Raw genomic sequence first — 26,009 nt, 5'->3', positions numbered from 1 at the left:
GCTGACGCGGCGGCGGTCGTCGCGTCACGCTCCATGGAGGAGGGGAGTGATGACGAAACTGAAGTTGACGAGACGAAGTGTGGTTGCTGGCGTCGGGGCCGCCGTCGCGATGCCCTGGATATCCAAATCGGGAGCGGCGCCCAAGGGGGAGCCGATCTTGCTCGGCGTGCCAACGTCGCAGACGGCGGCAGCCGGTGTCGCCGACGATCTCGATCATCTCAACGGCACGACGCTCGCGGTGGACGAGATCAACGCATCTGGTGGGATATTGGGGCGTCCCCTGAAGTTGTTCGTCACCGACGTCGACAAGCTGTCGCCCGAGAGCTGTCAGCAAGCAATCGCAGCATGCGCTGATGCGAAGGTGCACGCGATCTCGAACGCATTCGTGTTTGCGCCGATCCCCGCGATGGACGAGTCCGCCAAGTACGGATGTCCGTATTTGCAGGGCAATACCCAACGCGCGGCGACCGAAGCCTTCAAGGCCAACCCGAAGAAATATAGTCACATCTTCCAGACCGACCCTTCCGAGGTCCACTACGGCCACACCTATCCGCTTTGGCTCGAGCACGAGGAGAAGCGGGGCGTGTGGAAGCCGAAGAACCGCAAGGTCCATATCGTCCAGGAGCAGGTGGGCTATTGCCAGACGATCTCGAAGGCCGCGCAGGAGGCGATAAAGAAGCGCGGCAAATTCGAAGTCGCAGCTGTCACGGACATCCAGTTTCCCGTGCAGGATTGGTCTCCTGTCATGCAGAAGCTGAAGGAGGTCGACGCCGGCGCCATCATGATCGATCATTGGGTCGCTGCAGAATATGCAGCGTTCTGTAAACAGTTCGCCGCGGATCCAGTCAAGAACTCACTCGTTTATCTTCAGTATGGACCGTCTCAGCCTGAGTTTCTCGAGCTGGCCGGGTCCTCAGCGAACGGATTTTGCTGGTCGACCGTGTTGGGTGTCTACGCAGACGAACGCGGAAAGGCGTTTCGTAAGAAGTACCAGGCACGGTTTCCGGGAACGATGGGCCTCGTTTACACCGGCAACGGCTATGACATCACGCATTGGCTGAAGCTCGCCTGGGAGGCTGTCGGCAAGCCGGAGGATTTCAAGGCGGTCTGCGACTGGATACGGCAGCATCCCTATCGCGGTGTCTGTGGTTATATGGACCTCAACAATGACTATCAGGAAGCTGCTCATTTCCCCGACGATGGAAATCCGATTTCGGCGAAGGAGCTGGAAAAGGGCATGAGCCAGCTCTACGTCCAGGTCCAGAACGTGCAGCACAAGATCGTATTTCCGAACGAGATCTCGGAATCTACATTGCAGCCCGCACCATGGTGGACATAGTGAACATTTCGGAACTCGGCGCCGAGATGCGTCGATCGCCCGCCCTTTTCGCGGGAGAGAGTATCTCCCTCGATCTGGGCGGGCGAGAGATCCTCAGGGACATCAGCCTGAGCGTCGCTCCTGGCGAAGTGTTGGGAATCATCGGACCGAATGGAGCTGGCAAGACGAGCTTGTTCGAAGTCCTGTCTGGCCGGATGAGGCCCAAGTCCGGTTCAGTACGCTTCCGTGGCTCGGATGTGACGGCCCTACCGCTTCATGCAAGAGCTCGCCTTGGTATTGGACGCACCTACCAGACGCCGGTCGTGCCGGACGAATTGACGGTCGGGCAGACGTTCAAGGCCGCGCGACAGGCATACAAGCCTTATCTGACGCGTTTTGACGCCGAGTACGGTGCCGAGCTTGTCGGTCTCGACGTGGACGCCGAGGAGCGCACGAGCTCGCTTGAGACGCTCAACAGACGCAAGCTCCTGCTTGCGTGCCTCTTGATGCGTCGGCCTGCCTTGTTGCTGATGGACGAACCTGCCGCGGGTCTGATCAATTCCGAGGTCGACGAGATCGACCATCTGATCAGGATGCTGTCGAAAGAAATGAACGTCGCGATTATCATTGTCGAGCATCGCATCGAATTGCTCGAGACGATTGCCGACCGCGTCATGGTGATGGATGCGGGCGAGGTCATCTCGGAGGGTTCGCTCGCCGACATTCTGGCCGATCCGAAGGTGCACGCGGCCTATTTCGAGACGGTCGAGGAAGGGGCGCTCGATGGCTGAAGCGCGCGAAGTTCTTTCGGTGCAAGGCCTCTCGGCGGGCTGGGGACCGCTGCGCGTGATCCATGACCTGGATTTGATCGTGAAGGCAGGTGAGCGGATCGGATTGGTCGGGCTCAATGGCCATGGCAAGACCACGTTGTTCTACGCGATCGCGGGTCTGACGGGATGGCAGCGAGGTTCGATCCTCCTGAACGGAAGGCAGATCGGACGCACTCGAAGCCAAGGCCCAGGCCGCTATACGCACCAGATCGTAAGGCAGGGACTGGCCTTGATCCCACAGGGCGACGAAATCTTTCATGGCCTCACTGTCGAAGAGCACCTCGATTCCGGAGCATTCACTCCACGCGCCTGGAAGGAGCGCGCGACCCGCAAGCGACGCATCTACGATGTGTTTCCGCCCTTACGAAAACTGAGCAACACGCCGGTTGGCCGACTTTCGGGCGGGGAGCGGCGAATGGTCTCGATCGGCCGAGGCTTGATGGCTGAAGCGTCTCTGTTTCTTGTCGATGAGCCCTCACTTGGTCTTGCCCCCAAGATCGGAAAGGGCGTGCTCGACGCATTGATGAGCATTGAGCTCAGCGACTCGGCCATGGTCATCGCGGAGCAGAACATTGCATTGCTGGAAGGGAAGGTGGATCGCGTGATCGGGATGCATGTGGGCAAGCTAAAGGGGGGGGCCTCGGCTGCCCTGATGCTGAACAGCAATCGGGATCTCTAAGATGAACTGGCCATATGTTATTTCCAACGCAATCGTGCTGGCCTGCATTTATGGCACTCTCGCCATCGGCATCTCGATCACCTGGTCGAGTCTCGGCTTGCTGAACCTCGCCTACGGGTTCATCTTTGCCCTGTCTGGTTATGGCGCTTGGCTGACCAGTCAATATGTCGTGGCCGTGACGCCGGATGCGCTGCGAGGGGCGATGATCCTGGCCGGCGGAGTCGCAACTGGCGCGTTGGGCGGAGTGCTGGTGTGCGCCTTGGCGTTCATCCCGGTTCACGACAAGCCGAACTTCACGATTCGCGGCATGATCGCAACTCTGGCCATCAGCTTAATGGGCACCCAGTTGCTGCTCTGGTGGTTCGGCCCAAGGTCGAAGAGCCTCCCGGAAATCTTTGGGGCGAGCAAGCGGTCATTGTTCGGTCTGGTTCTGACCGCCGACAAGATTGGCAACGTTATCGTTTCGATCGCGATGCTGCTGATCGTCTTGACCTGGATGCGTTCAAGCCGGCGTGGTCTCGAAATTCGCGCCATGATGATGAATCCCCACGCCGCATCGATCGTCGGCATTGGCGTGCGGCGCACCAGCTTCTACGTCATGGCCATTACCGGCGGCCTGGCTGGCTTGTCCGCCGTGCTTCTCTCTCAGACCTATTATATTCAGCCGTTCAATGGGCTCACCCCGATGATCAAGGGTGTCAGCATCGCGCTGTGCGGCGGATTGGGTAGCGTGCCAGGCGCGGTGATCGCGGCCCTGCTGTTGGGGTTCAATGAGGCCATGACGTCCGTGGCGTTGGGCGGCCAATACGTGCTGATGACTCAATTCCTTCTCATCATTCTGATCATTCTGGTTCGGCCACGCGGTATCGCTGGTCTCCTCGACAAGGCGCGGGAGGCCTGAAGATGCTCAGTCCAGCTCCGAACACTACAACTCCGACTGAAGGGTCTGAGGACGACGTGCGAATTTGGCGCAATCCGTTGACGGCTTGGGGCGGTGCCGGCGCCGAGCCGGAAGTACCGACCATACCTTACAAGGACCCGACCGAGATTTGGGCGGAGACACGCAAATCGGGCGTGCCGCTGCTGCCTGTCGGCCGGCTTCGGTACTATTACAAATGGCCCGGACACGGAGAGAAGCTTTGGTCCAAGCTCCGCTACTGGCCAACGCGCCGCCGCATCCTTCACGTGCGCGGAGAATATAATCCGAAGACGCTGCGCCGCGAAAAGACCATCGTTGACAAGCGGCCAATCTGGTGGGCTCTCGGGCTGCTCGCTCTTGCGCTGGCCCCGTTTGCATTTCCCGCATCCCAGCTGAATACGCTTCTTGCTGCTGGTGCTTTCTTCGGAATTTATGCTGCCATTAACTTGTGCTGGATGCTCGTGCTCGGTACCGCGAGCATCTTCTCGCTTGCGACTTATGCGGTCGTGGGTACGGCGGCATTCATTACAACCTGGTTGTCGATCTCGCTTGGTCTACCTTGGTGGGGCCTGCCGATTATAGGTAGCGCCATAGGACTTGTATTTGGAGTAGTGATTGCTATTCCGGCCACACGCCTGGACGGCTTTTACTACTCGCTGTTGACGCTCGGGCTCAACGAGTTGTGCCGGGTCTACTTTGTGCAGTCGAAGATCTTCGGCTCGGCCACCGGCGGCCTTTATGGCGCGGACACCTATGTGCCGAAATCCTGGTCGCCGTTCGACCAGTCGATGCTGGGCTACTATGCAGCGCTCATGCTGATGTGTGGCGCGCTGCTGCTCTACCGCATGGTGGACGGACGACGGCTGGGCCGGATACTGCGCATGGCGCCCGAAAAGCGGGAAGCTTTCGCGGAAGCCACTGGAGTGGACTTCCGCAGGGCTCGCATTCAGGTGTTCGTCGTCTCATCGATTGCCCTCGGATTCATCGGAGGTTTCTACGCCGCGCACTACAGGGGTGTGGGATTCTCGATCTTCAGCTTCGATACGGTTCTGCTCGGTCTGGCGATGCTCGTCATCGGCGGTATCGGGAGAGCTGAGGGTGCGGTGGTCGGAACGGCCGTCGTGGTGTTTCTCGACAAGGTGTTGATCAGTTGGGGCCCCCTGAGGCTCTTTGCCATCGGCATCATCATGTTGCTCGTCGTCTTGTATCTCCGGAACGGATTGTTCGGCATCAAGCAGCAGTTCCGTGCCTGGCGAGACAAGAAGAAGAGCGAGCGGCGCTCTGCGCGAGCAGAGAAAGGAGGCGAAATGTTACCGGAAGAAGCGACCGAAACGAGCAACAAGGACCTGGTCTATTGGCGCCGTTACGACAAGATACAGCGAGACTATCTGAAATCGTTGGTTTCGTCCGAGCTGATCGAGGAGCACAAGAGCAACCCTCTCGGTCAGCATAGCGAGGCGCTCGAACGTCTCTTGCTGTACTTCCGACGTCAGCCACTTCCCGACAAATATGCGATCCAAGTGGTGCAGCCGTTCAAGGCTTACCGGATCGTTGCACTTTCAGGCCATCGCGGCGTTCCGCCGCGGGTCGTCGAGGACAAGCTCTATCCCTCGCAGGACGAGGCTTATCACGGCGTATTCATGCGCCGTGTCCAGGACCTTTTGGAATCTTGATCTAACCAGTACAGCAACGCGGCGGACAGACAATGGCTCAAATCAAGCTCTTTGGTTACACGGACCGGATTTCGGTCAAACCCGGAGAAGCTGTCACCTTCCACGTCAGCGCGGATGGTGCTGCCACCGCGATTGCACAGCTGGTTAGACTGGTGCACGGCGACGAGAATCCTCTGGGACCCGGCTTTATCGAGGAGGAAGTTTCTTGCGAGGCCAACGGCGAGTGGCGGGTGCAGAAGCAATACACTCAACTCGGTTCATTCCTGACGGTCGATGATCCCGTGGGAAAGCTTGCTCTCGAAGGGAGTATGAGCGTTTTTGGTTTCATCTTTCCGGGGCTCCCGGGAGATGGACGTCGCCAGTGCCTCATCGGACGATGGAATAATGACAAGAGCGCTGGCTATTGTCTCGGGATCAGTCAAGACGGACATCTCGAGTTTTGGGTCGGACGCGGCGACGAGGTCGACTACATAAAGACCGAAGTGCCATTGATGAAGAAGACCTGGTACTTCGTCGCAGCCACCTTCGACGCTGCCAGCGGCAAAGCCACCATCCACCAGGAGTCGGTGACAAATCGCTACAACGGCCTGCTCGGAAGCGTTGCGCCGATCGACTATCGGTCGCACGTCGCCGAAACGTTTCGATTCAAGCAAAAGAACCTCGAGGATACGCCGTTCCTGATTGGAGGGTCTCGCGACTTCCATGAACTGCGCGGGCCATTTGTCTCTCAAATTTTCTCCGGCAAGATTGACAGGCCCGGCATCTACGATCGGGCGCTGAGCCGCGGCGAGCTTGAGCAACTGGCAAAGGGGACGCTTCCGAGTACGGACGGCCTGGTCGCTTATTGGGATACGGCAGAGGGATATACCGACGCCGGCATCGGCGACACGGTGATCGATATCGGGCCAAATAAGCTGAACGCCAAGGGTTACAATCGCCCGGTGCGCGCTCAGACGGGGTGGAATTGGAACGGCCGAAACGACTGCTTCCGGCTGGCTCCCCGCGAGTACGGGGGCGTCGAGCTTCATCACGACGCGATGATCGATTGCAATTGGAAGCCGACCAGGACGGTCAGACTGCCTGAAAGCTTGCGCTCCGGTATCTACGCGATGCGCTTGCGGGCTGGCGATGGCGCCGGCCTGGGCGAGGAATATGTCGTGTTCTATGTCCGTCCCAAACAGCCTAAGGCGAAGATTGCATTCCTGGTGCCGACTGCGAGTTATCTTGCATACGCAAATGAGCATCTGAGTTTCGACGCGGAAATCATTCAGCCGATGACGGGCCAGCCGCCCATCATTTCTGAGATTGACGTCGAGATGTACAAGAACCTGGATTTCGGGCTGTCGACCTATGACAGTTGGGCCGACGGCAACGGTGTTTGCTATAGCTCCTATCGCCGGCCAATTGTCAATATGCGCCCGAAGCACCGCATGTCGAGCATGGGTGTGCCATGGGCATTCCCGGCAGATCTGTCGATCGTCGGTTGGCTTGAGCACAAAGGCTACGACTATGATGTGCTCACCGACGAGGACCTTCATATCGAAGGCGTGGACGCGCTAAAGCCCTACAGCTGCGTACTTACAGGGACGCATCCGGAATACTATTCGGAAAGAATGCTTGATGGCACGGAGGACTATATCTCAGGCGGCGGGCGCTACATCTACATGGGAGGCAACGGCTATTACTGGAACGTAGCCTTCCGTGAGGACGAGCCGTGGATCATGGAGGTGCGCAAGCTCGATTCGGGGATGAGAGCGTGGAACGCGCGACCCGGCGAGCACTACTTGGCGACGACCGGTCAGAAGAGCGGACTCTGGAAGAATCTGGGCCGCCCACCGCAAAAACTGGTGGGTATCGGGTTCATCGCCGAGGGGTTCGAGACCAGCCGTCCTTATCGACGGATGCCGGACAGCTACCATCGTCAGGTCTCGTGGATCATGGAAGGAATCGAGGGCGAGCTGATTGGCGAGGAGGGGCTTGCCTACGGCGGTGCCGCTGGCCTCGAGCTCGACCGCTACGATTTGACGCTGGGAACGCCCCCGCACACCAAGATTTTGGCTTCGTCGGGCGGTCACAGCGACAATTACATGCTATCGATTGAGGAGATTCTCTATCCATATCCTGGTCTTGCGGGAAGTCAGGACTATCGGATCCGCGGCGACATCATCTTCTTCAACGCTCCGAATGACGGAGCCGTTTTCTGCGGCGGTTCGATTGCGTTTGGTCAGGCGCTGCCGGCGAAGAATTTTGACAACAACGTGTCCAGGCTTCTGGGCAACGTCGTCGATGCCTTTATCAAGCCTGGATCCCTGCCTGGATCTCACTGGATAAGCGAGGAAAAGCAGTGGCGATAACTTGCCAAGGCGCGCAATGTGGAGTTGAGCCCCACAGCCGAAGACGAGTTATTTCGCCATAGGATCGGAAATTTCGTAACCGTTGGGATAGAAGCACGTGCGCAAAACAAAACGAGCGACCCACAGGCGTCACACTGAAAAGAAGACGGCGCGGACGTCGGCCGCCCCGGTCGAGCCGACCGCGGATGTCGCGATAGCCAAGCCGCCGATCGATGAGAGAATGGGGGCAGCTATCCGGCGAGGTCGATTGGAACGAGGGCTCAAGCTCACTGAGCTCGCGGCGGCTGCCAGCATCTCCGTTCCGATGCTCAGCCGCTTCGAAAACGGGCAATCCACGGCCAGCCTTCCTCTGCTGGAACGCATCGCCACGGCATTGGGAACGGATCTCTCGACACTCTTCCGGGAAATCGAGCAGAACAGCGGAAGTGCGCAGCTGATTAAGGCCAGCGATCAGATGGAGGTCGTCCGTTCGGGAACGAAGCACGGTCATACTTACAGGTTGCTCTCGTACAACAAGGGCCCGCGCAAGATCTTCGAGCCGTTCCTGATCGACATGGATAAGGAGAGCGAGAGCTATCCCCGTTTTCAGCATCCTGGCACCGAATTCATCTACATGCTCAGCGGTCGCATGGAATACCGCTTTGGCGATCGGACGTTTCTCGTCGAACCGGGCGATGCATTCACATTTTCGGGGAATGTTTTGCACGGTCCTGAAAAGCTTCTGGATGATCGAATTCAGTTCATCACGATCATTGTATACGCAGAATAGAAGGCGGCCTCGGGAAGAGATTCTCGTCTCCGAGTTGTCCAATCCAACATTTATTAGCCTGAGAATTCTGTAGCTCCGCCGTTGTGACTCAACGAGGGCGGCTGAAGCTAAGAGCGATTGTGTGGCTCCCTCTGACTGCGAGGATCTCCGGATCCTCGCTCTCTTTTTGATCGACCTCGGTTCGGGTGTCTTTGCGTAAAGTAAAAATAAATTGCATTTAATGCAATTACGCATATCCTTTCCCTGGGAGAATCAAGTGGGGGAAGGGAGGCTGCGATAGAGGGGGCCGCCTGTAACGCGAGCATCGAGGCTGCATCCAAAGATTCCGAGATTGTACGCGCCGCGCAGCGACTTCCTGTTGTCGAGTTACTCCGCAGACCGTGAGGGCCCACCGGGCCCGCGATTTTTGACAAACTGGAAGGTCCAACTCGTCATGCTTTCGCTCGACAACATGCGTGTGCCCGTGAAGCTGACCTTGCTGGCGCTCGGGCTCGGGGCGGTCATGGTCGGCCTTGTCGCCTATATGGCGGTGCGTATGTCGGCTGTGGATCGGGCATATGCCGACGTCGTTAAGCGAATTGATGCATCAGCGACCTTGGTCGCGCGTGTAGCTACTCGTGCCGAGACGTATCGGGCTACGTCGTTCGAAATCCTGACGGAGATGTCGGAGGGCAACAAAGCTCAATTGCTCGCAACGGCGCAAGAAAAGTCGAGCATCGTTCTTCAAACGCTTGAGCATGCACAATCGACGTTGCCGGAAAAGGCGACTGCGATCGGAAAAAGAACGGACGAGTTCCGGAAGGCCCTCTCAATATGCAGACGAGCGATAGAATTCGCTGCTGCTGGCGCCGGCGATGCAACAGCCGTCTCAAGAATGCGCGCACAGTGCAATGGAGCTCTCCAGTCGGCGGTTGCATCTCAGAATGAGCTAGCGGACGAGGTTATTGCGTTTGCAAAGCTAAGAGCGGATGAGCAACACGACAAAGTGACCACGGAAATTTGGTTTGTTGTAATCCTTGCTGCAATTTGTTGTGTCGTCGCCGTCGGGGCAGCGCTTGCATTGGGAATCTTGGGTGTCGCCCGTCCGCTGGCTCAGCTCGTTGATCTCTTGACGCGCATGGCTGCGGGCGAGCAGGTGAACATGGGGAGCGTGAGCCGCGGCGACGAGATCGGAGAAGCTGCCCGTGGGGTCGACAGCGTCAACCGAATGCTGACCGAAAAGGCGAGACGAGACGCACTGGCAAAAGAAGAGCAGGACCGGCTTTCGCATGACCAACGGCGGTTGGAAATGCATCGCCTGGCCGATCAGTTCGAAAACGCTGTCGGAGAAGTCGTCGAGACGGTTTCCTCAGCATCGACAGAGCTGGAGACTTCCGCCAATACCTTGACCGCCTCCGCAGGACACGCGCAGGATCTGTCAGCTATCGTGGCGTCGGCGTCGGAAGAAGCATCCACCAACGTGCAGTCCGTCGCTTCTACCGCCGAACAGCTTTCGGCGTCGATCAGCGAAATCAGCCGTCAAGTCCAGGAATCGGCGTCCCTGGCGTCCGAAGCGGTCGAGCAGGCGCGGTCGACCACTGACCGCGTTGGCGAACTTTCGAGGGCAGCAAGCCGCATTAGCGACGTCGTAGAACTCATCAACAACATCGCGGGGCAGACGAATCTCTTGGCTCTGAATGCCACGATCGAGGCGGCTCGCGCCGGCGATGTAGGCAGCGGCTTCGCGGTTGTTGCCAATGAGGTAAAGGCTCTGGCGGAGCAAACGGCGAAAGCGACGGGGCAGATCGGCGAGCAGATATCAGGCATTCAGACCGCAACCCAGGACTCAGTCGCCGCAATTCTCAGCATTAGCAAGACAATCCAAAGATTGTCCGAGATCGCCTCGGTTATCGCGGCAGCCGTCGAAGAGCAGAGCGCCGCAACGCTGGAGATTTCTCGAAACGTTCAACAGGCTGCGGAGGGCACCCGTCAGGTTTCCTCCAATGTCGCGTCCGTGCGAAAAGGCGCCAGCGAGACAGGCGCGGCTTCCTCACAGGTGCTCTCAGCGGCAAGACTGCTCTCTACTGAGAGTGGCCGCCTGAAACTCGAAGTCGCGATTTTCCTGAATTCAGTCCGGGGTTCTTAGGTCAAGTCGCTGGCCTCTGAAAATGGACGCACCTTTGTTGGAAGAGCCGCGCTGGCCGCCAAGCGCATGGACAATCTGCCTTTCTGTGGCTTGACGCTCGCCGTTGCTCAAACCGTGGGTTCTGGTCGGGAAAGATCGAAACTGGCTTATCTTTCAATGGGGATTGACTGACACTCTCTCCGCCGAACGGCTTCTCCATTGTATCCGGGCATTCGCAGCGACAGGAAGTCAATGAATAACGTGACAACGGTCGTTGCGGATAATTCCGCGATGTTACCCATAGTCACCGCGCAAACCGTAGTTTCGGAACGTGGGCTCGGAGGACGAATTCGCATTGAGGAACTTAGCGCGCAAACCCATTTGAGCGCCTGGCGGGGCCGGACGCCGTCAGCGGAGATAGCTTGGTGGCACCGTGGCCGCGCACGGGATGGGCTGTTCCTGGGGACGCTCAATTCGTGGGAAAGCGCTCGCGAATGTGCTCGTAGCTTCCAGCGGCAACCGCCAGCACCTCCCGCACGAACTGCCTTGCGAACCGCGCCTCACTGAGAGAAGCCGTCTCACCTTGGTGCACAACCAAGCTTCGCTTATCGTAGAGTCGCACGGCTGATTTTCCGACGGCGCCAGGGTCTGGATCTCCCAAAGTTCGCGCCACGTCCATCGCCAACCGACGGACTGAACTCCTAATCGACTCCGACTTCCAATGTATCGCGCCCTTGTGCATGTCGAAAAGCGCTTGGCGAAGCGCCGGATCCATCGCAGTTTCGGCCTCGCTCTTCATCCGGACCATCGCGTCTTCGATGATGTCGAGGCAAGGCTTTGGGCGAGGTGCCGGCTTCGCCATTATCTCTAGGATCGAGATCAGCGTGAGGAACTGCGCGTTGTTCGACGCTTCGAAATCGACCGAGGCGAATATCTCGCAGGCGAGCTTCAACTCCGGCTGCGGGCTCGGTCCGATCAGATGCTCTAGCTCAGCGCCTTCGATCAGGGCTGAAAACAAGCGTGCATCCGCTTCTTCTGACCGATGATTGCTTGCGACCCTGATAGGGGCGGGTGCGAGGTGCACTGGATACGCCGTAGCGAACTGACCGTCGAACGTTGGTCCATCCGCGACTCGTAGATCACCCCCAGCAGCCAGAATGCCGAAGTCCAGCCGCAATGCCGCCCACGGTAGAATCACTCGGATTCTGTCCAACAGTTCGGCGGCCAGTTCTAACGGGACGTCCTGGAACTCCAGGTAATAATGCGGCTGTTGGATACGCATCTTCACGGCGTAGCCGAGCAACTGCCGCTGCGGCGTTTCACGATGATTGAAAAAGCCGTTCTCGCTCGTGGTTGAGAGTGGGATAGAAACATTGACGCGGGTCACGACCATCGTTCTCCTTACGCCGTTCGAGATCGCCGACCGGTAGTCGCCATTCGATGTATCTCAGCGTGCTGGAAGTGCCGGGGCGACATGAGGATCGGGGTCGGGGCAGGGGGCGTGACACTTTTGAGCGACGGCTACGAGGGATATTCCTCCATCCAGGCGCCTCGCGTTAGGTCTTGAACCTTGGTGCTTGGCGTACACTAAATTGGCGCACCCGACACGATTCGAACGTGTGGCCTTCGCCTTCGGAGGGCGACGCTCTATCCAGCTGAGCTACGGGTGCTTACTGCTTACGCAGTGCTTACGCGGGTTTTGTGCAGGAGTTTAGGCCTCACGCGTGTCCTCGCAAGTCTTTCTAATCCAATACTCTTTCTTCCTCACTTTTCGCAACGACCGGCTTGACACCTGCCTTCGGAGGGCGACGGTCCACGCCGCCAATCGCAACCGCCTTTGAAGCACTCGCATCCGAAGGTCAAAGATGGAATGCCTTCTTTATAACCTGGACTTCCGGAGGGAATGGCACCGAGGAAGAGCTGCCACCGCTATATGCCCCAGGAATGGCAATCGGCGTCACTAATGGCGGCTTGGGTACTTTGCCGTTCTTGAGATCGTCTAATGCCTGTCGAACTCGTCGTCCCAGTGTATTGAGTGGTTGGGTCATCGCTTGGGCAACGCATTTTATTTGAAGTTGTTCACGGGCATCAAGTAAATCTTGCAGTTCAGCCAGTCGGGCACCTACCGCATTTTTTTGCGTTTCCCAAATCAATATTTGCCTGGCGCAGCGCATCTGCAGTGTCATCTCCTCCCGGTTTCATTCCTGGTCGACGACGGACGAAACTTCTTTCCGCCCGAAGACGGCCGCTGCGACCTCCCCTGACCAGAACCGTGCCTTGGTCCCCTCTGGGCGCTGGTCTTCCAATCGACCTTTGGCAGGTGGTCGCCGATTGAGGCAACAGCTTGTGCCTTCCCCTCGAAGGAGGTTGCAATCATGGTCACAAAGCCGAGGCCGTGCAGACTTTCTTCAAGCGTGAGCCTTGAGCGGCCGGATGATCCGTCGAGTGTAAGTTGCTTTTTTCCAAGGTGCTTGGCGCTGCGTGCTGCGAGCGTGGCGTCCGCCAGGTCGTGGGAGCCGCGTTCAACTCGCATTGCCCACTTTAGCTCGATCCCTTCGCGATCGATCAGGTCGATGATGGACTTGCTTACCGCGTTCTTCAGTTTGCGGTCGTAGCCCATCAACTGTCGAGTTTGGTTGATCCAATACGTGAGCTTTGGAACCGGATGGGCTCCCTGAAGCATGTTCAAATGAGCGAGGTCGTTACGTATGTCCTTCGCGTCGTTATTTTGTACCCAAACCTCGGTAAAGTGGCGCGCCAGATTTCCCTTGATGGCCGCAACTTTCGCTGAGCCGCCTCTCAATGCTCCTAATGCAAAAATGATCTGGCCATTATGAAACAGCCTCAGCCCACGCTCGTCAAAAATAGCATCTGGGCGCTCGTCGTGAAGTTTGATCAATGCCAACGTCGTAAAATAGAGGTCACGCTCAAATAGACCGACGTAGTCCACTAACCGTCCAAGGACCGAGAGAATCGTGCGGTGAGCCCGCACGTGATCGACAAGGTTCATAAAATTCGAGTCTTGGCGGTGCCCGGATATCTTCGAGACGGCTTCGCAATACTCGCGAAGATCGTACTCATCGAGATTTTTTTGTCGAACCCACCGGTCGTGCAGTTCTTCGCGCCGTTGCTGAAGAGCCGCGATCGGGGTAAGGCCGCCTCCGTCCGGCGTAGTTTCGAACGCGAAAACGCGATCTATCGTCGCCTCCTCAATCCGCCTCCCGCCCGCGATCGCTTTGACCAACGGCAGGTGTCCAAGCCGCAGGATCTCCCGCAGGCCGCGCTTGGGGATTCTGCGATCCGCCTCCAAGCTCGCGTCGCTCGGAAATACCCGACCAAATCCCCGCGCGGTCGCAAACAACTCTTGAACGTCCGCATATTCGGCAAGCGGACTACCGCCCTCATACTTCGCGTCGTGCATATCAAGGTAGAGCGTCAGCGTCGCGAACAAGCGGTGCAGCCGCTGCGATTCATCTCTTGGAAGCCGTCCCTCACGTGTGGCTGTGATGTCCCATTTAAAGAGCTGGTGCAGCAATTTGGCGACAGCTTCGACCGGCAGGAGATGCAATAGGAGATAGAGCGCTACCTGCCAATCATCCACGTCCTCTACCGGCATCGCTACCGTCTGCAAGTCGTCAAGTGAAAACGCTCGTTCCCCGGTCACTGGTTGGTCGGCTTTGAGCGTGAGAATCCAATCAAGCTGTCGCTCTGACAGATACTCGTTGAACGCCAGGATCACCACGTCGCACAAAAGCTGGTCGATGTGGTCGGCCTGATCGCGCGCCTGTTCGCGGTCGCTTTCGTACCCGCGCTGGACCCGCATCTCGCCCGCTGTAGCCGCCGACAGGTCGAAGAAGAAATCGATCATGTCTGAGCCGGCGGCCGGCTTCGGCAGCTTCTCTGCCTTTGCGGCAATCATGCGTCGCGCGACGTCGTCGCCCTTCGCATTAATCGTCTTGGCGGCTCTGGTCGCGCGTGCGACCGCGCGATCAATCCACTGTGACACGACATCCGCGCGCCGGTCTCTTAACCACGACCGGAAGGGCCGTTCATAAATGAGCTTGAGCAGCGTGTACTGGCACTGCCGCGGCGGCGCTTCGAGTGCGCGCCGGTTGGCTGGTTCGGGCAGCTTGACCGCATCGTCTCGGCCCCAGGCATTTTCTGCCCGCAGCAAAACACGCGACAGCCGCGGCAACGGCAGCTCTGCGCGCGCTTCTTCCAAAAGCAGCGCCAGCGCTTGTTCCGCCTGCTCCTTGGTTACGAAGTGTTCAATATGGACTCCGCGCAGCGTCGCCTTCAGACGGTCAGCCCGGTGGGAGGCATCGTCACGCCAAAGTCCCCGCGCAGCCTCTTGGAGCCGGTTCGAGAACTTGCCTGGCAGCTCCGCAAGCGCGCGGAGTAGTTGGCCGCGCCCCTTGAAATGAAACGCTGCGTGACGCAGATTCGCAGCCCCGCCGATCAAACCGCGCAGCAGGTCGAGCCGTTGGCCATCGTCCGCGAAGACGAATGCGTTCGAGCGGTTGCCAAACAGCAGTTGGAGTTTGCGATCGAACGGTCCCCTATCGAATCGTTCCGGGGCAAGTGCGCTGGTGAGCTGCCGGTCGCCACCGAGGATGTCGCCGGGAAAAGGCTCCTTCATTGACACCCAATCCTTGAGAGTCAACCCGCCGAGTACCAGCGCGTGTCGCCAGATGCGCACAAACGCTTCAGCGCGCTTGATCTCTGCCTGTCCTTCGCTTGACCAAAACCGGCTCGTCTCAACCTTATCCGGCCAGTTTCTTCCGATTGCACCCGCGCAGTCGGCCTCGCCGTCGGAAGCTGTGTAGTAGATGACCTTTCCGAGCCGCACGAGGTGCCCGAGTTCTGCGTTCGCGTCCTGTTTCGCCGACAGGCTCAACGCTTCCGCGAGATTCCGGGGCAACAACCTCGACAGCTTGCGCTCATCCGGGTCCCGCTTTCGATGTTCGCGCGTGTCTTTGCGCGTGCGCTTGAGAAGCCGCCTATAGCACTGTTTGAGCTCCATATGCAGCGCCACCATGCCGGGGTGCTTCGCCTGTGCGGCGATGTAACTCATCGCCGTACCGGTGTCGGGATCGAGAAACACCTTCCCCCAATGCTTGAACAAAACTTCCGCGGCGAGAGGAAGGCTCGCGCGTCCCTTATTCCGTTCTGTCGATTCCGCTTCGACGCGGATCGAGACGACCGGATCGCCCGTCTCGGTATAGGCCCTCTCGTCGTCCTTGCTCCATCCCGGCTGCTCAGTGTGGGCGCCATTGGCCATTCGAAGTACGCTTCCGCTGATGCTTTCGGCGCGTGATTCGATCTTCCCCAACTTCCGCGGCCGCGCGTCGGGGCCGAGCCGACGTTCGCTTTCATAAAGATGCCGTTCGATGCGCTCCGCAATTTCGGCAATTTTTTCGGGGCCTGACATTTGCGGCGCGCCGTCACCTGCAAACACTTTGTACCAACGCCCTTCGACCTTTGGCGCCGCCGGCATACTGCCGTCGCGGCGAGGCCGAGGCTCATCGATTCCGAGCTCGTAAGGATGTATTTTGAACCACCAGAGGTCACTGAGGTATGCCCGCCTTGCGTCGTTGATGTCTTTGAGCCGACCGCTGCCCATCAGCCGGACCCAACACGCGTTGCCCAGCTTGTCCCGAAAGGCGCGCTGGTCCGCACTCGGCTTTTTCCGGCTTGTGGGCTTACGCGCGATCTTGTCGATCGTGGAAATCCACTGCGCGATGACGAGCTCTTCGTGTGTGCGCGCATAAGTCGGGATGTCTTGCTCCGCGCGCCCGGAGGTCTTCTCTACCAAAACCCGCCGTAGGCCGTCCTGGCCTTGCTTGCTGCGGCTTGAACCATATGGCCGAATGATCTGCATGGACCCCTCTCCAAAAACGTGCGGGTATCGTATCATGCTTCCGGCGGTTGAGTGGTCGGATGTTGCCCGAACGCATCTGTCCTCTCGACCGGCGACTCGCAAACCCTTGAACAATCGTCGAGAAACGAGGCGGCGGCTCCGAGACGCTGTCTCCAGGGGGGGCTCGGGATCGGTAAGACGCATCGAAGACATTCGTGAAATCAATGTGATATAGTCACGGCTCCTGCGCACTACGTCCGGATTAAGGACGACTGCCACTAGAGATTGTCGCCGTCTCACTGATGAGGCGACTTGCACACCACGTCCAGATCAGGGACGACTGCAACTAAAGCTTCTGGGGTCTTTTCGTGCATCTGCACGTCCACAACACGTCCAAATTGAGGACGACTGCGCCGTCTAGGCATCCACCATACGCCTAACGCCCGCGTCAAAATCGTGCGGTTTGCGCGACGTGAGCCGCGGTTGCTTTACTTGCGACGGGCCTCGCTTCGAACCATCGACTGTGAGGGCTCGGTGACGTATCATCAGCTCGACATCGGGTTTTACGGATGCGTGCATCTGGCGCGGCCAATGGCTCTTGCGCATCACGCCCGCTTCGAGGGCGACTGGGTCACGGGTGCGAGCTCCAAAGTGAAAGCCGGCGGCCTCGAGCTGCCGTGCCCTCAATCTTCTTTGGAGGAAACCGGCCAGCCGGGCGTTCTCAAATCTTGAGCGCTGCCGCCGGCTGCGCTATTCAAGGCGCACACATGACGCCCGGATGCTGGGCGACTACGCCTTCTTCGTTTGTCATCGAATTGAGCCGAAGGTTTCGCGCGTCACGCCTGCATGAGGGATGACTGCATCCTCGCCGCTGTGGGCGGCTTTTCTTTTTTTGACGAGCTTTCGGGCTCGCGAGGTCAAAGTACTCACGAACGCACTCGCTCGAAGGGGGGCCGCCGCGAAGCTTCAGACGTATATCGAAAAAGTGAGGCTACCCTCAAGATGCCGGAACACCCGATTTTCGGCCGGATCGGAAAAACCCATCGACGGCATTCGTGAAATCAGTATGATGCAAGCGGCCTTTGCATATCACGTCCGGATTAGGGACGACTGCGCCAACTTCCGTGTTCGGAATGAGATTATTGTGACCTTGCACCCACGTTCGGACAAAGGACGACTGCAACCGGCTGTCTCAAAGAGTAGCCCAGAATTGGCGGCCTCCTTTTCACGCGTGCGAAGCGTGTTCACATCGCGCGCTTGTCGATCTGCGCGCGCGAAGAGTCGATGGCGAGAGTCAAGGGGAGTCCGCGTCAAGGCTGCGGAGCGACCCAAAGATCGTCTGGGCCGAGATAACTTAGGTCGATCTGACTGGGCTCGAGGGCGCGATGCCGCGCCTCGGCGATCTTCTGCTTCAGGTCGCTGACGAAGGCCGCATAGCTCTGCGGTTCGATCTCGGCTGTGGGGGTGGCCTTCACGCGGCGAGGGGCGGGTTTGGGCGGACGGAAGGTCATGCGGCCGCCTTCAGGCGTTTCTTCGCCAGCATGGCGCGGACGAATTTGTCCCATTTCGCCATGCCGGCCCGCTTCTCGACCATATAGTGCCAGCGGTCGTAGTGCTTCGAGCTGACGTCCTGCAAGGCGTGGTTTTGCAGACGGTCGCGGATTTCCTTCGGGACTCCCGCCTTGCCGGCCAGCGTCTTGAAGGTTCGGCGCAGATCACGGTTCGTGGCATAGGGGATCACGCCGCGGTCCCGCTGGCGCCAGACGAAGCTATAGAGTGTGCCGTGGCTGACGGGCCTCGACTGGTCTTTGGCCGAGGGGAAGAACCAGCCATACTCGTTCGGCTTGATCGACTCGATCAGCTCGGCGGCGAGCTGGGGGACCGGAACGGCATGAGGTTGGTCGTTCTTGGTCTTGGACCAGTCGATGATCCGCTCCTTGGCATCCCATTGATCGACATGCAGGCGCGCGATCTCCTCGACGCGCTGGCCGGTCAGCATGATTAGCTGCACGGCGCGCGGGTAAGAGGGATGGACCGGCGTGTCGGGGCATTCGAGCCAGCGATAGAGCTGGACGAAGTCGTCCTCATCGAGCCAGCGCGTGCCCTTGACCTTGGGTTCTGTCGGAATGCCCGTGGCCGGATTGAAATGGATGCGGAACCGGCGAGCGGACTGCTGCCGATAGTCGTTGTCGGACTTCATGCCCCAGCTAAAGGCAGCATGGAGATATGAGCGCACATGGTCGGCCATCGACTTGGCGCCGCGCTCGTAGATCGGGCGGATCAGCTCGACGATTTCCTCCGCCTCGATTTCGCGGGCGAGGCGGTTGCGCCCGAGCGTGTCGGCAATCTTGTTCAGTCCCTTTTCGGTTTCCTTCCAAGAGGGTTTGTCCGCAGCCTTGAGCGACGCGACATAGCCCTCGAAAAGATCGGCGACAGTGCCGGGGCGCGTGTCAGTGGCGATCTTGATGCTTCGGCCCTTCTGGATGACGTCGGCATAGTCGCGTTTGAAGATCTCGCGCGCCTGGCCGAGCGACATTGACGGGTAGGCGCCGAGCTTCTTCTTGGTTCGCTTCCCATCACGCCACTGCTGCGCCATCCAGTCGGCCGTGACACGCTTAGGCATCGGCTTTAGGACGAGGACGAGACGGCCCGTGCCACGACCTTCGCCGTCAGCGAGGTTTTCTTGCTTTTGACTCGCCTCGACACGCTTCAGCGCGTGGCGAATCGCGGTGTCGGTCAAGCTGGGCATGGCGTTCCTCCTAGTCCGCAACTGGGATCGGTCGAGGAGAAACGGGGATCGTTTGCTGGGAGCGGAAAGCCGTTTCCTACCCCTTCAACCGCCCCCAATTTGCCATAACCGCCCCCTGTACGCAACTCGCAAAAAGCGAAACAACTGCTGGTGTTTCAGCGGTCTCTACCGTGACTCAGCGTGATCGGAGCGGGGTAGTGGGGTGGTTGTGCACCAGGATCAGCGCGGTCGCCGACAGTTCCAGCGCGCGCTTGATCACTTCGCGCGGATAGACCGGGGTGTGGTCCACCGTGCCGGTCTGCTGCACCTCGTCGGCGATCAGCTGGTTGCGCTTGTCGAGGAACAGCAGGCGGAACTGCTCCTTGTCGGCGAACGCCATGCTGGAGCGGCAATAGTCGATCACCTCGTTCCAGGACGACAGCGCGTTACGGCTGTTGACCTCGCCCTTGGTCACGCGGCTTGCGGCAGCGGCAATCAATTTGAGCTGGTTGATCGCGGCCTCGCCGATGCCGTCGACCTCGCGCAGCCGCGCGACAGGGGCGTGCACGACCTCGGCGAACGAGCCGAAGGTCTTGATCAGCGCCTTTGCCAGCGGCTTGGTGTCGCGCCGCGGCAGCGCCGGAAACAGCGCCATCTCCAGCAGCTCGTAATCGCTCAGCGCATCCGCACCGGCACTGTAGAAGCGTTCGCGCAGCCGCTCGCGATGGCCGTGATAATGCGGCGTATCGTCAGGCTTGCTCTTGTCGTGGTGCGGCTTGGCGGGCATCGGCCGCCAGCATTGCCGGGGACCCGCGTTTTTGCAACCATCAATTGCGCCCCTGCGCGCCGGCCGGTTTGCCGAGAGCGGGTGCCGTGACGGCCACCACCCCGGCGAGAATGAGCGTCATCCCGGCAAGGCTGGACCAGCTCAAGTGCTCGCCGAGAATGGCGGTGCCGAGCGCCACGGCGAAGCCCGCGCGCAGATAGCTGCCGCTGGTCGTGCCGAGCGCGCCGAGCGTGTGGATCAGCCGGAAATAGATCACCATCGCAAAGGCCGTGCAGACCATCGCCAGCGCGATCACGGCGGCGATCGCCCGTGCGGGCGGCGGTGCCAGCCCCCACGGCTGTTCGAGAATGGCGGCGGTCGGGAGCATCAGCACCGCGGCGCAACTCATCGCTCCGGCCGCCGTGACGATCGCAGGGAGCCCGGAGAAGCGCTGCCCCCAGATCGGCGCGAGCGCGTAGCAGAGGCTGGCGCCGAGCACTGCCATCTGCGCCAGAGGCGCAGCCGTGCCGACCCCGGACAGCGCATCGATGCCCATGGTCAGGGCCACGCCCGCGAGGCCGAGAGCAACGCCGATGACCTTCCGGCCGCTGATTGCCTGCCGCCCGCGTTTGGTCATGACAGCGATCGCGAGCACGAACATCGGCGGGGTCGCATTGAGCACGCCCGCGAGACTGCTTGCGATATGCATCTCGCCCCAGCTGATCAGGGTGAAGGGCAGCGCGCTTTGCAGCAGCCCCTGCACGAAGAAGGCGGCCCATACCGATCCCCGGCGGGGCAGGGCATGTCCTTGCGCAGCGGCGACCAGGATCAGGAGCAAGGCCGCGATCGTCACCCGCGCGGCAACCATCGTGAAGGGCGGAATGGTCGGGATGGCAATCTTGATCAGCGTGAACGAGCTGCCCCAGATCAGTGAGAGCATCAGCAGGAGCCCGATGTCGATCGCGAGCGTGGTTTGTCGTGACGTCGTCGGTTGGGCTTGTGTGCTCACGCGATTTGCTCCTGCGGTGCTTGGCACCATGAGCCGGAGCCGCGAGACGGGCTGGCTGAATTCGGACCTCATCGCCGGGTCGAGTCCGATTTCAGCTACTCGGCACGCCGTGCCGCGTCTATTCTCCTGCGATGACGACAGGTCCAGCGCAGCGGCAAACGCTGCCACCGCATCTCGACTGGGACACCTGCGATCGGGCACGCCTCTCGCGTGCGCGCGCGTTCGACGGCCTGTTCTTCTCGGGCGTGCGCTCGACGCGGATCTATTGCCGGCCGGTCTGTCCGGTTCGCCCCGCGCGCTCGGAGAATGTCACCTTCTACGCGACCGCGGCGGCTGCGGAGCGCGCCGGCTTTCGCCCGTGCCTGCGCTGCCGGCCGGAAACCGCGCCGGGGTCGCCGGCCTGGATGGGGACCGCCACCACCGTTGCGCGTGGCATGCGCATGATCAACGACGGTTTCCTGGATCGGTCATCAATGGCGGAGCTGGCTGAAACTCTTGGGGTCGGGCCGCGTCATCTGCTCCGCCTGTTCATGCGACACGCCGGAGCGAGCCCGAGCGAGATCGCTGCGACCCGCCGCGTGCAGGAAGCCAAGCGCCTGATCGACCAGACCGAGATGAATTTGGCGGAGATTGCGTTTGCGGCCGGCTTCGGCAGCGTCCGCCGCTTCAACGACGCCTTTGCGGCGACTTACAAGAGGGCACCATCGTCATTCCGCCGCCGGCGGTAGCCGTTGCGCCGGCCTCACCCGATCTGCTTCTCGCCGTGCCGCTCCGACAGCGTGAAGATCTCGACGCCGGTCGCCGTGACGCCGACGGAGTGCTCGAACTGCGCCGACAGCGAGCGGTCGCGGGTCACGGCGGTCCAGCCGTCGGACAGGATCTTCACATGCGGCTTGCCGAGATTGATCATCGGCTCGATGGTGAAGAACATGCCGGGCTTGAGCTGCACGCCTTCGCCGGGCCGGCCGATATGGATGATGTTCGGTTCGTCGTGGAACATGCGGCCGAGGCCATGGCCGCAGAAATCGCGCACCACGCTCATGCCCTGCGGCTCGACGAAGCTCTGGATGGCGTGGCCGATGTCGCCGGTGGTGGCGCCGGGCTTCACCGCGGCGATGCCGCGCATCATCGCTTCATAGGTCACCTCGATCAGCCGCTCCGCCTTGCGGGCGATCGGGCCGATCGCGTACATGCGGCTGGAGTCGCCGTACCAGCCGTCGACGATGAAGGTGACGTCGATGTTGACGATGTCGCCTTCCTTCAGCGGACGGTCGCCGGGCATGCCGTGGCAGACCACGTGGTTGAGCGAGGTGCAGGTCGAGTAGCGATAGCCGCGATACATCAGCGTCGCCGGAAAGGCGCCGTGGCTGAAGGCGAAGTCGCGGACGAACTGGTCGATGCGCTCGGTCGGCACGCCGGGTCCGACGATGTCGGTGAGCTCGTCGAGGCACTTGGCCACCAGCGCGCCCGCCTTGCGCATGCCGGCAAAGGCGGCCGGGCCATGCAGCTTGATCTGTCCGGTCTTGCGCAGCGAGGTATCGGTGGCTTCGACGTAGCTCATGCTTGGGCGGTCTTCTGGGGCTGATCAGGACTTCGGCGGAAAGGCTTGATTTCAGGCCCCAATTTAATGATTGCGGGCCTTCATGCAAGCCGAGCGTGCCCGCTCTGGCTCGAAAGAGGCCTAATTCGGGACTTCTACGGTGGTTTCGACCGGCAGCGCGCCGCCGCGGATGCGGATTTCGCGGACCGGATAGGGAACCCGGATGCCCTCGCGCTTGAAGGCGTCCCACAGTGCCAGCATCACGTCGCTCTTGACCTTGTCCATGCCGTCGGGATCGGCGATCCAGAAGGTCAGCGAGAACTTCATCCCGGCCTCGGCGAACTCGGTCAGGATGCAGGTCGGCGGCTTGCCTTTTTGCGCGCGCGGATGGGCTTCCGCGGTCTCGGCCGCAAGCTTGCAGACCAGCTTTGGGTCGGCGTCGTAATTGGTGCCGAACGCGATCTTCACCAGCGTGTTCTTGTCGGTATAGGTCCAGTTGACGACCTTCTGCGTCACCAGGTCTTCGTTGGGCACCAGGAACTCGCGGCCGTCACCGGCGGCCACGGAAATATAGCGCGTCTTCATCGCGCTGATGCGACCGGTATTGTCGCCGATGGTGACGAGATCGCCGGGTTTCACCGACTTGTCGGCGAGCAGGATGATGCCGGAGATGAAATTGGCGACGATCTTCTGCAGGCCGATACCGATACCGACGCCGACCGCGCCGGAGAACACCGCGAGCGCCGAAAGGTCGATCCCGACGGCGCCGAGCGCAATGACGATGGCGACGGCCAGCAGCCCGATGCGGATGATCTTGACCAGCAACACCTGCACCGACGGTGTCAGATCGCTGGTCGCGTTGATCCGGCTCTCGGCGAAATTGCTCGCGATGTTGGTGGCCCAGAGGGCGATGAGGAGGAGCGCACCGGCCTTGAGCACCAAGAGCGGGGTCAGCCTGAGGCCGCCGAGCACGATCGCGAAGGAATCGAGCAGGTCGACGGTGGTATCGAGCTGCCCGAGGATGGACAGCGCGGCGATGAACCACGCCGTGATCGACACCAGGCGGACGATGAAGGCATTGCGCAGCACCGAGGTGACGAGCCGGATCACGAGCCAGGCCAGTCCGAGCTTGGCGGCGACCATCAAGAGATAGGAGCGGCTCGGCCAGGTCGCGTGGTACATCACGAGGCGCGAGACGATCACGAGCAGGGTGAACACCGCCGTCGAGGCGCTGGAGACCATCACCCGGGCAAAGTGCCGGAGCGGCAGTGGCCAGCGCATCGCCAGCGAGCTCATGTCGACCCGGCTGCGGATGGCGGCCTCCGCGGCATAGGCGATACCGGCCGCGGCCAGGATGAGACCGAATTGCAGGTAGAACCAGGGCGAGGAGATTTCCGCCCCGACGCTGCGCGCGGTGGTCTGCACGAACTCCATGAAGTCCTTGAGGTCCATGTCCATCGGTCTCGTCGGCAAGCGGGGAGGGATTGATTCGGGGGAGCCGCAGAATCCCACAAAGGGCGCGGCCGGGCCATCGATACACCGGCATGTGATGGACGTTAAGGCCGTAAAATACGGGCAGATTGCCGCGAGACGCGAAAATGGGTTGGCGCGCACAGGCGGCGACGATAGAGATGCCATTCCTGCTGCTTTGACCTGGAAGGTGGATGGCCTCTCTCGACTCCGTCAGCCTCGCCATATTGCTCGGCGCCGTCCTCGTCATGGCCGGTATCCTGTCGAGCCTGCTCGCGCTGCGCTTCGGCGCGCCCCTGCTGCTCGTCTTCCTCGCGGTCGGCATGCTCGCCGGGGATTCCGGTCCCGGGCAGATCCAGTTCGACGACGTCCGCACCACCTATCTGGTCGGCTCGGTGGCGCTCGCGCTGATCCTGTTCGACGGCGGCCTGAAGACGCGTTTTGCCAGCATCCGCACCGTGCTCGCGCCGTCCGTGGTGCTGGCGACCGCCGGCGTGCTCTTGACCGCGCTGATCACGGCGCCGTTCGCCAAATTCGCGCTCGATCTCAACTGGACGGAATCGCTGCTGGTCGGCGCCGTGGTGGCCTCGACCGACGCCGCCGCGGTGTTCCTGCTGGTGCACACCCAGGGCCTGCGCCTGCGCCCGCGCGTCGGCGCGACGCTGGAGGCCGAATCCGGCACCAACGATCCCTTTGCGATCTTCCTCACGCTCATGCTGGTCGAGTACATCTCGCTGGGATCGAGCTCGGCGGGCCATGTGGCGATGGAGTTCATCCAGGAGGCGGTGCTGGGCGCCGTCGTCGGCTTCCTTGGGGGACGCCTCGTCGTCATCGCGCTCAACAAGGTGGCGCTGCCGCAGGGGCTGCACGCGCCGTTCGTGACCACGGGCGCGCTGGTGATCTTCGGCGGCTCGCAGATGATGCACGCCTCCGGCTTCCTCGCGGTCTATCTCGCCGGCATCATCATCGGCAACCGGCCGACGCGCGCGCATAATTCGGTGGTGGCCTTCCTCGATGCCGCGACCTGGCTGGCACAGATCGTGATGTTCGTGCTGCTCGGCCTCCTGGTGTCGCCGAGCCGGTTGGGTACCAGCATCGTGCCGGCGGTCGCCGTCGCGCTCGTGCTGATGCTGGTTGCGCGGCCGATCGCGGTGTTCGCCTGCCTTGCGCCGTTCCGCTTCAACTGGCGTGAAAGGACCTTCATCGCCTGGACCGGCCTGCGCGGTGCGGTCGCGATCTTCCTGGCCTCGATCCCGATGCTGGTCGGCCTGTCCAAGGCCTATCTCTATTTCGACGTCGCCTTCGTCGTCGTCATCATCTCGCTGCTGCTGCAGGGCTGGACCCTGGCGCCGGCCGCGCGCAAGCTGCATGTGGCGCTGCCGCGCGCCGAGCGCGGCCCGCGCCGTGTCGAGCTGGACCTGCCGGGCCAGCTCGAGCAGCAGCTGGTCGGTTATCCCGTGCGGCCCAAGAGCCTCTATTTTCGCCGCGGCCTGATCCCGTCCTGGTCCAAGCCGACGCTGGTGATTCGCAACGAGAACATCCTGACGCCGCTAGAGGCCGATCCGATCGCGCCCGGCGACTACATCTATCTGCTGGCGCCGCCGGAAAAGGCCGAGTCGCTCGACCGCTTCTTCGTCGACATGCAGCCGAGCACCGCGCCGGACCCGCATCTGCTCGGCGACTTCATGGTCTCCGGCGAGCACACGCTGGCCGAGCTCGCCGAGGTCTACGGCGTGAAGGTGAGTGAGGACGAGGGCAAGCTGACGCTCGCCGATTATTTCGACGTCCATCTCGACCGCGCGCCGAAGGAGGGCGCCGAACTCGCGCTGGACGAGATCGTGCTGGTCGCGCGCAGCATCTCCGGCGGCCGCGTCAACGTCGTCGGCCTGCGTCTGCCGGAAGAAGACGAGACGCCCCCGCCGCTGACGCGCGCGCAGGCGCTGCGGAAGAGGCTTTCGGACGTGTGGGCTTCGGTGGCGGGGGTCTAGAA

Annotated in this window: 20 protein-coding genes and 1 tRNA gene; 11 read left to right on the top strand and 10 right to left on the bottom strand. The window is 60.8% G+C overall.

Going from position 1 to position 26,009, the window contains the following annotated elements:
• Positions 1-49: 49 nt before the first annotated feature.
• From TSA1_RS13980 to TSA1_RS13945, 8 genes are all read left to right on the top strand, one after another.
• Entirely contained in the window at positions 50-1,339 is a 1,290-nt protein-coding gene (locus tag TSA1_RS13980) for an ABC transporter substrate-binding protein (RefSeq protein ID WP_100176886.1), read from the top strand.
• On the top strand, positions 1,327-2,109 hold the full coding sequence (locus TSA1_RS13975; protein ID WP_245448249.1) for an ABC transporter ATP-binding protein: 783 nt from the start codon (positions 1,327-1,329) through the stop codon (positions 2,107-2,109). Before TSA1_RS13980 ends, TSA1_RS13975 begins: the two co-directional genes overlap by 13 nt.
• Positions 2,102-2,827, top strand: a complete 726-nt coding sequence (locus TSA1_RS13970) for an ABC transporter ATP-binding protein (RefSeq protein WP_100176885.1) — start codon at positions 2,102-2,104, stop codon at positions 2,825-2,827. The genes TSA1_RS13975 and TSA1_RS13970 overlap by 8 nt, the downstream gene beginning before the upstream one ends.
• A gap of 1 nt (position 2,828) precedes the next feature.
• Positions 2,829-3,728 (top strand): branched-chain amino acid ABC transporter permease, encoded by a 900-nt coding sequence (locus TSA1_RS13965; RefSeq protein WP_100176884.1) that lies wholly within the window; start codon positions 2,829-2,831, stop codon positions 3,726-3,728.
• A gap of 2 nt (positions 3,729-3,730) precedes the next feature.
• The gene (locus TSA1_RS13960) at positions 3,731-5,419 is read left to right on the top strand and encodes a branched-chain amino acid ABC transporter permease (protein ID WP_100176883.1); all 1,689 of its coding nucleotides are present in this window, start codon (positions 3,731-3,733) and stop codon (positions 5,417-5,419) included.
• Between the two features lie 32 nt (positions 5,420-5,451).
• Positions 5,452-7,773, top strand: a complete 2,322-nt coding sequence (locus TSA1_RS13955; protein WP_100176882.1) for a N,N-dimethylformamidase beta subunit family domain-containing protein — start codon at positions 5,452-5,454, stop codon at positions 7,771-7,773.
• Positions 7,774-7,870: 97 nt separating this feature from the next.
• On the top strand, positions 7,871-8,542 hold the full coding sequence (locus TSA1_RS13950) for a helix-turn-helix domain-containing protein (protein WP_245448247.1): 672 nt from the start codon (positions 7,871-7,873) through the stop codon (positions 8,540-8,542).
• A gap of 433 nt (positions 8,543-8,975) precedes the next feature.
• A complete protein-coding gene (locus TSA1_RS13945; RefSeq protein ID WP_100176881.1) occupies positions 8,976-10,667 on the top strand; it encodes a methyl-accepting chemotaxis protein in 1,692 nt (563 codons plus the stop codon).
• 448 nt (positions 10,668-11,115) lie between these two features.
• Here the strand turns inward: TSA1_RS13945 and TSA1_RS13940 are convergent, their stop codons facing one another.
• From TSA1_RS13940 to cas13a, 4 genes are all read right to left on the bottom strand, one after another.
• Positions 11,116-12,039, bottom strand: a complete 924-nt coding sequence (locus TSA1_RS13940; RefSeq protein ID WP_100176880.1) for a hypothetical protein — start codon at positions 12,037-12,039, stop codon at positions 11,116-11,118.
• Positions 12,040-12,239: 200 nt separating this feature from the next.
• A tRNA-Arg gene (locus TSA1_RS13935) sits at positions 12,240-12,316 on the bottom strand.
• A gap of 189 nt (positions 12,317-12,505) precedes the next feature.
• Positions 12,506-12,832: a hypothetical protein gene (locus tag TSA1_RS38840; RefSeq protein WP_145984307.1), complete on the bottom strand. Its 327-nt coding sequence runs from the start codon at positions 12,830-12,832 to the stop codon at positions 12,506-12,508.
• Positions 12,829-16,527 carry a type VI-A CRISPR-associated RNA-guided ribonuclease Cas13a gene (cas13a, locus tag TSA1_RS13930; RefSeq protein WP_100176879.1) on the bottom strand — a complete coding sequence of 1,233 codons (3,699 nt, stop codon included), beginning with the start codon at positions 16,525-16,527 and terminating at the stop codon, positions 12,829-12,831. The genes TSA1_RS38840 and cas13a overlap by 4 nt, the downstream gene beginning before the upstream one ends.
• 513 nt (positions 16,528-17,040) lie before the next feature.
• Here cas13a and TSA1_RS38835 point away from each other — a divergent pair.
• A complete protein-coding gene (locus TSA1_RS38835) occupies positions 17,041-17,238 on the top strand; it encodes a hypothetical protein (protein ID WP_145984306.1) in 198 nt (65 codons plus the stop codon).
• A 578-nt stretch (positions 17,239-17,816) separates the two neighbouring features.
• On the opposite strand, the gene TSA1_RS13925 is transcribed toward TSA1_RS38835, so the two are convergent.
• The 4 genes from TSA1_RS13925 to TSA1_RS13910 form a co-directional block, all read right to left on the bottom strand.
• The gene (locus TSA1_RS13925) at positions 17,817-18,017 is read right to left on the bottom strand and encodes a hypothetical protein (protein WP_100176878.1); all 201 of its coding nucleotides are present in this window, start codon (positions 18,015-18,017) and stop codon (positions 17,817-17,819) included.
• Positions 18,014-19,255 (bottom strand): tyrosine-type recombinase/integrase, encoded by a 1,242-nt coding sequence (locus tag TSA1_RS13920; protein ID WP_100176877.1) that lies wholly within the window; start codon positions 19,253-19,255, stop codon positions 18,014-18,016. The genes TSA1_RS13925 and TSA1_RS13920 overlap by 4 nt, the downstream gene beginning before the upstream one ends.
• Before the next feature lie 175 nt (positions 19,256-19,430).
• Complete coding sequence (locus tag TSA1_RS13915; RefSeq protein WP_100176876.1) at positions 19,431-20,021, bottom strand: JAB domain-containing protein; 591 nt, start codon at positions 20,019-20,021, stop codon at positions 19,431-19,433.
• A gap of 40 nt (positions 20,022-20,061) precedes the next feature.
• Positions 20,062-21,177, bottom strand: a complete 1,116-nt coding sequence (locus tag TSA1_RS13910; RefSeq protein ID WP_245448245.1) for a DMT family transporter — start codon at positions 21,175-21,177, stop codon at positions 20,062-20,064.
• Here TSA1_RS13910 and TSA1_RS13905 point away from each other — a divergent pair.
• Positions 21,141-21,737: a bifunctional transcriptional activator/DNA repair enzyme AdaA gene (locus tag TSA1_RS13905; RefSeq protein ID WP_100176875.1), complete on the top strand. Its 597-nt coding sequence runs from the start codon at positions 21,141-21,143 to the stop codon at positions 21,735-21,737. The genes TSA1_RS13910 and TSA1_RS13905 overlap by 37 nt on opposite strands.
• Positions 21,738-21,751: 14 nt before the next feature.
• Here the strand turns inward: TSA1_RS13905 and map are convergent, their stop codons facing one another.
• Together map and TSA1_RS13895 are read right to left on the bottom strand one after the other, a co-directional pair.
• Positions 21,752-22,570, bottom strand: coding sequence for a type I methionyl aminopeptidase (map, locus tag TSA1_RS13900; protein WP_100176874.1), 819 nt, complete (start codon positions 22,568-22,570; stop codon positions 21,752-21,754).
• Between the two features lie 120 nt (positions 22,571-22,690).
• Positions 22,691-24,007, bottom strand: a complete 1,317-nt coding sequence (locus TSA1_RS13895; protein WP_174718896.1) for a mechanosensitive ion channel family protein — start codon at positions 24,005-24,007, stop codon at positions 22,691-22,693.
• 206 nt (positions 24,008-24,213) lie between these two features.
• On the opposite strand from TSA1_RS13895, the gene TSA1_RS13890 reads away from it, so the two are divergent.
• Positions 24,214-26,007 (top strand): potassium/proton antiporter, encoded by a 1,794-nt coding sequence (locus TSA1_RS13890; protein ID WP_100176872.1) that lies wholly within the window; start codon positions 24,214-24,216, stop codon positions 26,005-26,007.
• Positions 26,008-26,009 lie beyond the last annotated feature (2 nt).

The organism is Bradyrhizobium nitroreducens (assembly GCF_002776695.1).
GTDB lineage: Bacteria > Pseudomonadota > Alphaproteobacteria > Rhizobiales > Xanthobacteraceae > Bradyrhizobium > Bradyrhizobium nitroreducens.
This window is presented reverse-complemented; position numbering and strand designations above follow the sequence as displayed.

Coding starts and splice junctions, on each gene's coding strand:
- TSA1_RS13980 (WP_100176886.1), top strand. CDS start 50: ATGACGAAACTGAAGTTGACGAGACGAAGTGTGGTTGCTGGCGTCGGG.
- TSA1_RS13975 (WP_245448249.1), top strand. CDS start 1,327: ATGGTGGACATAGTGAACATTTCGGAACTCGGCGCCGAGATGCGTCGA.
- TSA1_RS13970 (WP_100176885.1), top strand. CDS start 2,102: ATGGCTGAAGCGCGCGAAGTTCTTTCGGTGCAAGGCCTCTCGGCGGGC.
- TSA1_RS13965 (WP_100176884.1), top strand. CDS start 2,829: ATGAACTGGCCATATGTTATTTCCAACGCAATCGTGCTGGCCTGCATT.
- TSA1_RS13960 (WP_100176883.1), top strand. CDS start 3,731: ATGCTCAGTCCAGCTCCGAACACTACAACTCCGACTGAAGGGTCTGAG.
- TSA1_RS13955 (WP_100176882.1), top strand. CDS start 5,452: ATGGCTCAAATCAAGCTCTTTGGTTACACGGACCGGATTTCGGTCAAA.
- TSA1_RS13945 (WP_100176881.1), top strand. CDS start 8,976: ATGCTTTCGCTCGACAACATGCGTGTGCCCGTGAAGCTGACCTTGCTG.
- TSA1_RS13940 (WP_100176880.1), bottom strand. CDS start 12,039: ATGGTCGTGACCCGCGTCAATGTTTCTATCCCACTCTCAACCACGAGC.
- TSA1_RS38840 (WP_145984307.1), bottom strand. CDS start 12,832: ATGACACTGCAGATGCGCTGCGCCAGGCAAATATTGATTTGGGAAACG.
- cas13a (WP_100176879.1), bottom strand. CDS start 16,527: ATGCAGATCATTCGGCCATATGGTTCAAGCCGCAGCAAGCAAGGCCAG.
- TSA1_RS13925 (WP_100176878.1), bottom strand. CDS start 18,017: ATGACCTTCCGTCCGCCCAAACCCGCCCCTCGCCGCGTGAAGGCCACC.
- TSA1_RS13920 (WP_100176877.1), bottom strand. CDS start 19,255: ATGCCCAGCTTGACCGACACCGCGATTCGCCACGCGCTGAAGCGTGTC.
- TSA1_RS13915 (WP_100176876.1), bottom strand. CDS start 20,021: ATGCCCGCCAAGCCGCACCACGACAAGAGCAAGCCTGACGATACGCCG.
- TSA1_RS13905 (WP_100176875.1), top strand. CDS start 21,141: ATGACGACAGGTCCAGCGCAGCGGCAAACGCTGCCACCGCATCTCGAC.
- map (WP_100176874.1), bottom strand. CDS start 22,570: ATGAGCTACGTCGAAGCCACCGATACCTCGCTGCGCAAGACCGGACAG.
- TSA1_RS13895 (WP_174718896.1), bottom strand. CDS start 24,007: ATGGACATGGACCTCAAGGACTTCATGGAGTTCGTGCAGACCACCGCG.
- TSA1_RS13890 (WP_100176872.1), top strand. CDS start 24,214: ATGGCCTCTCTCGACTCCGTCAGCCTCGCCATATTGCTCGGCGCCGTC.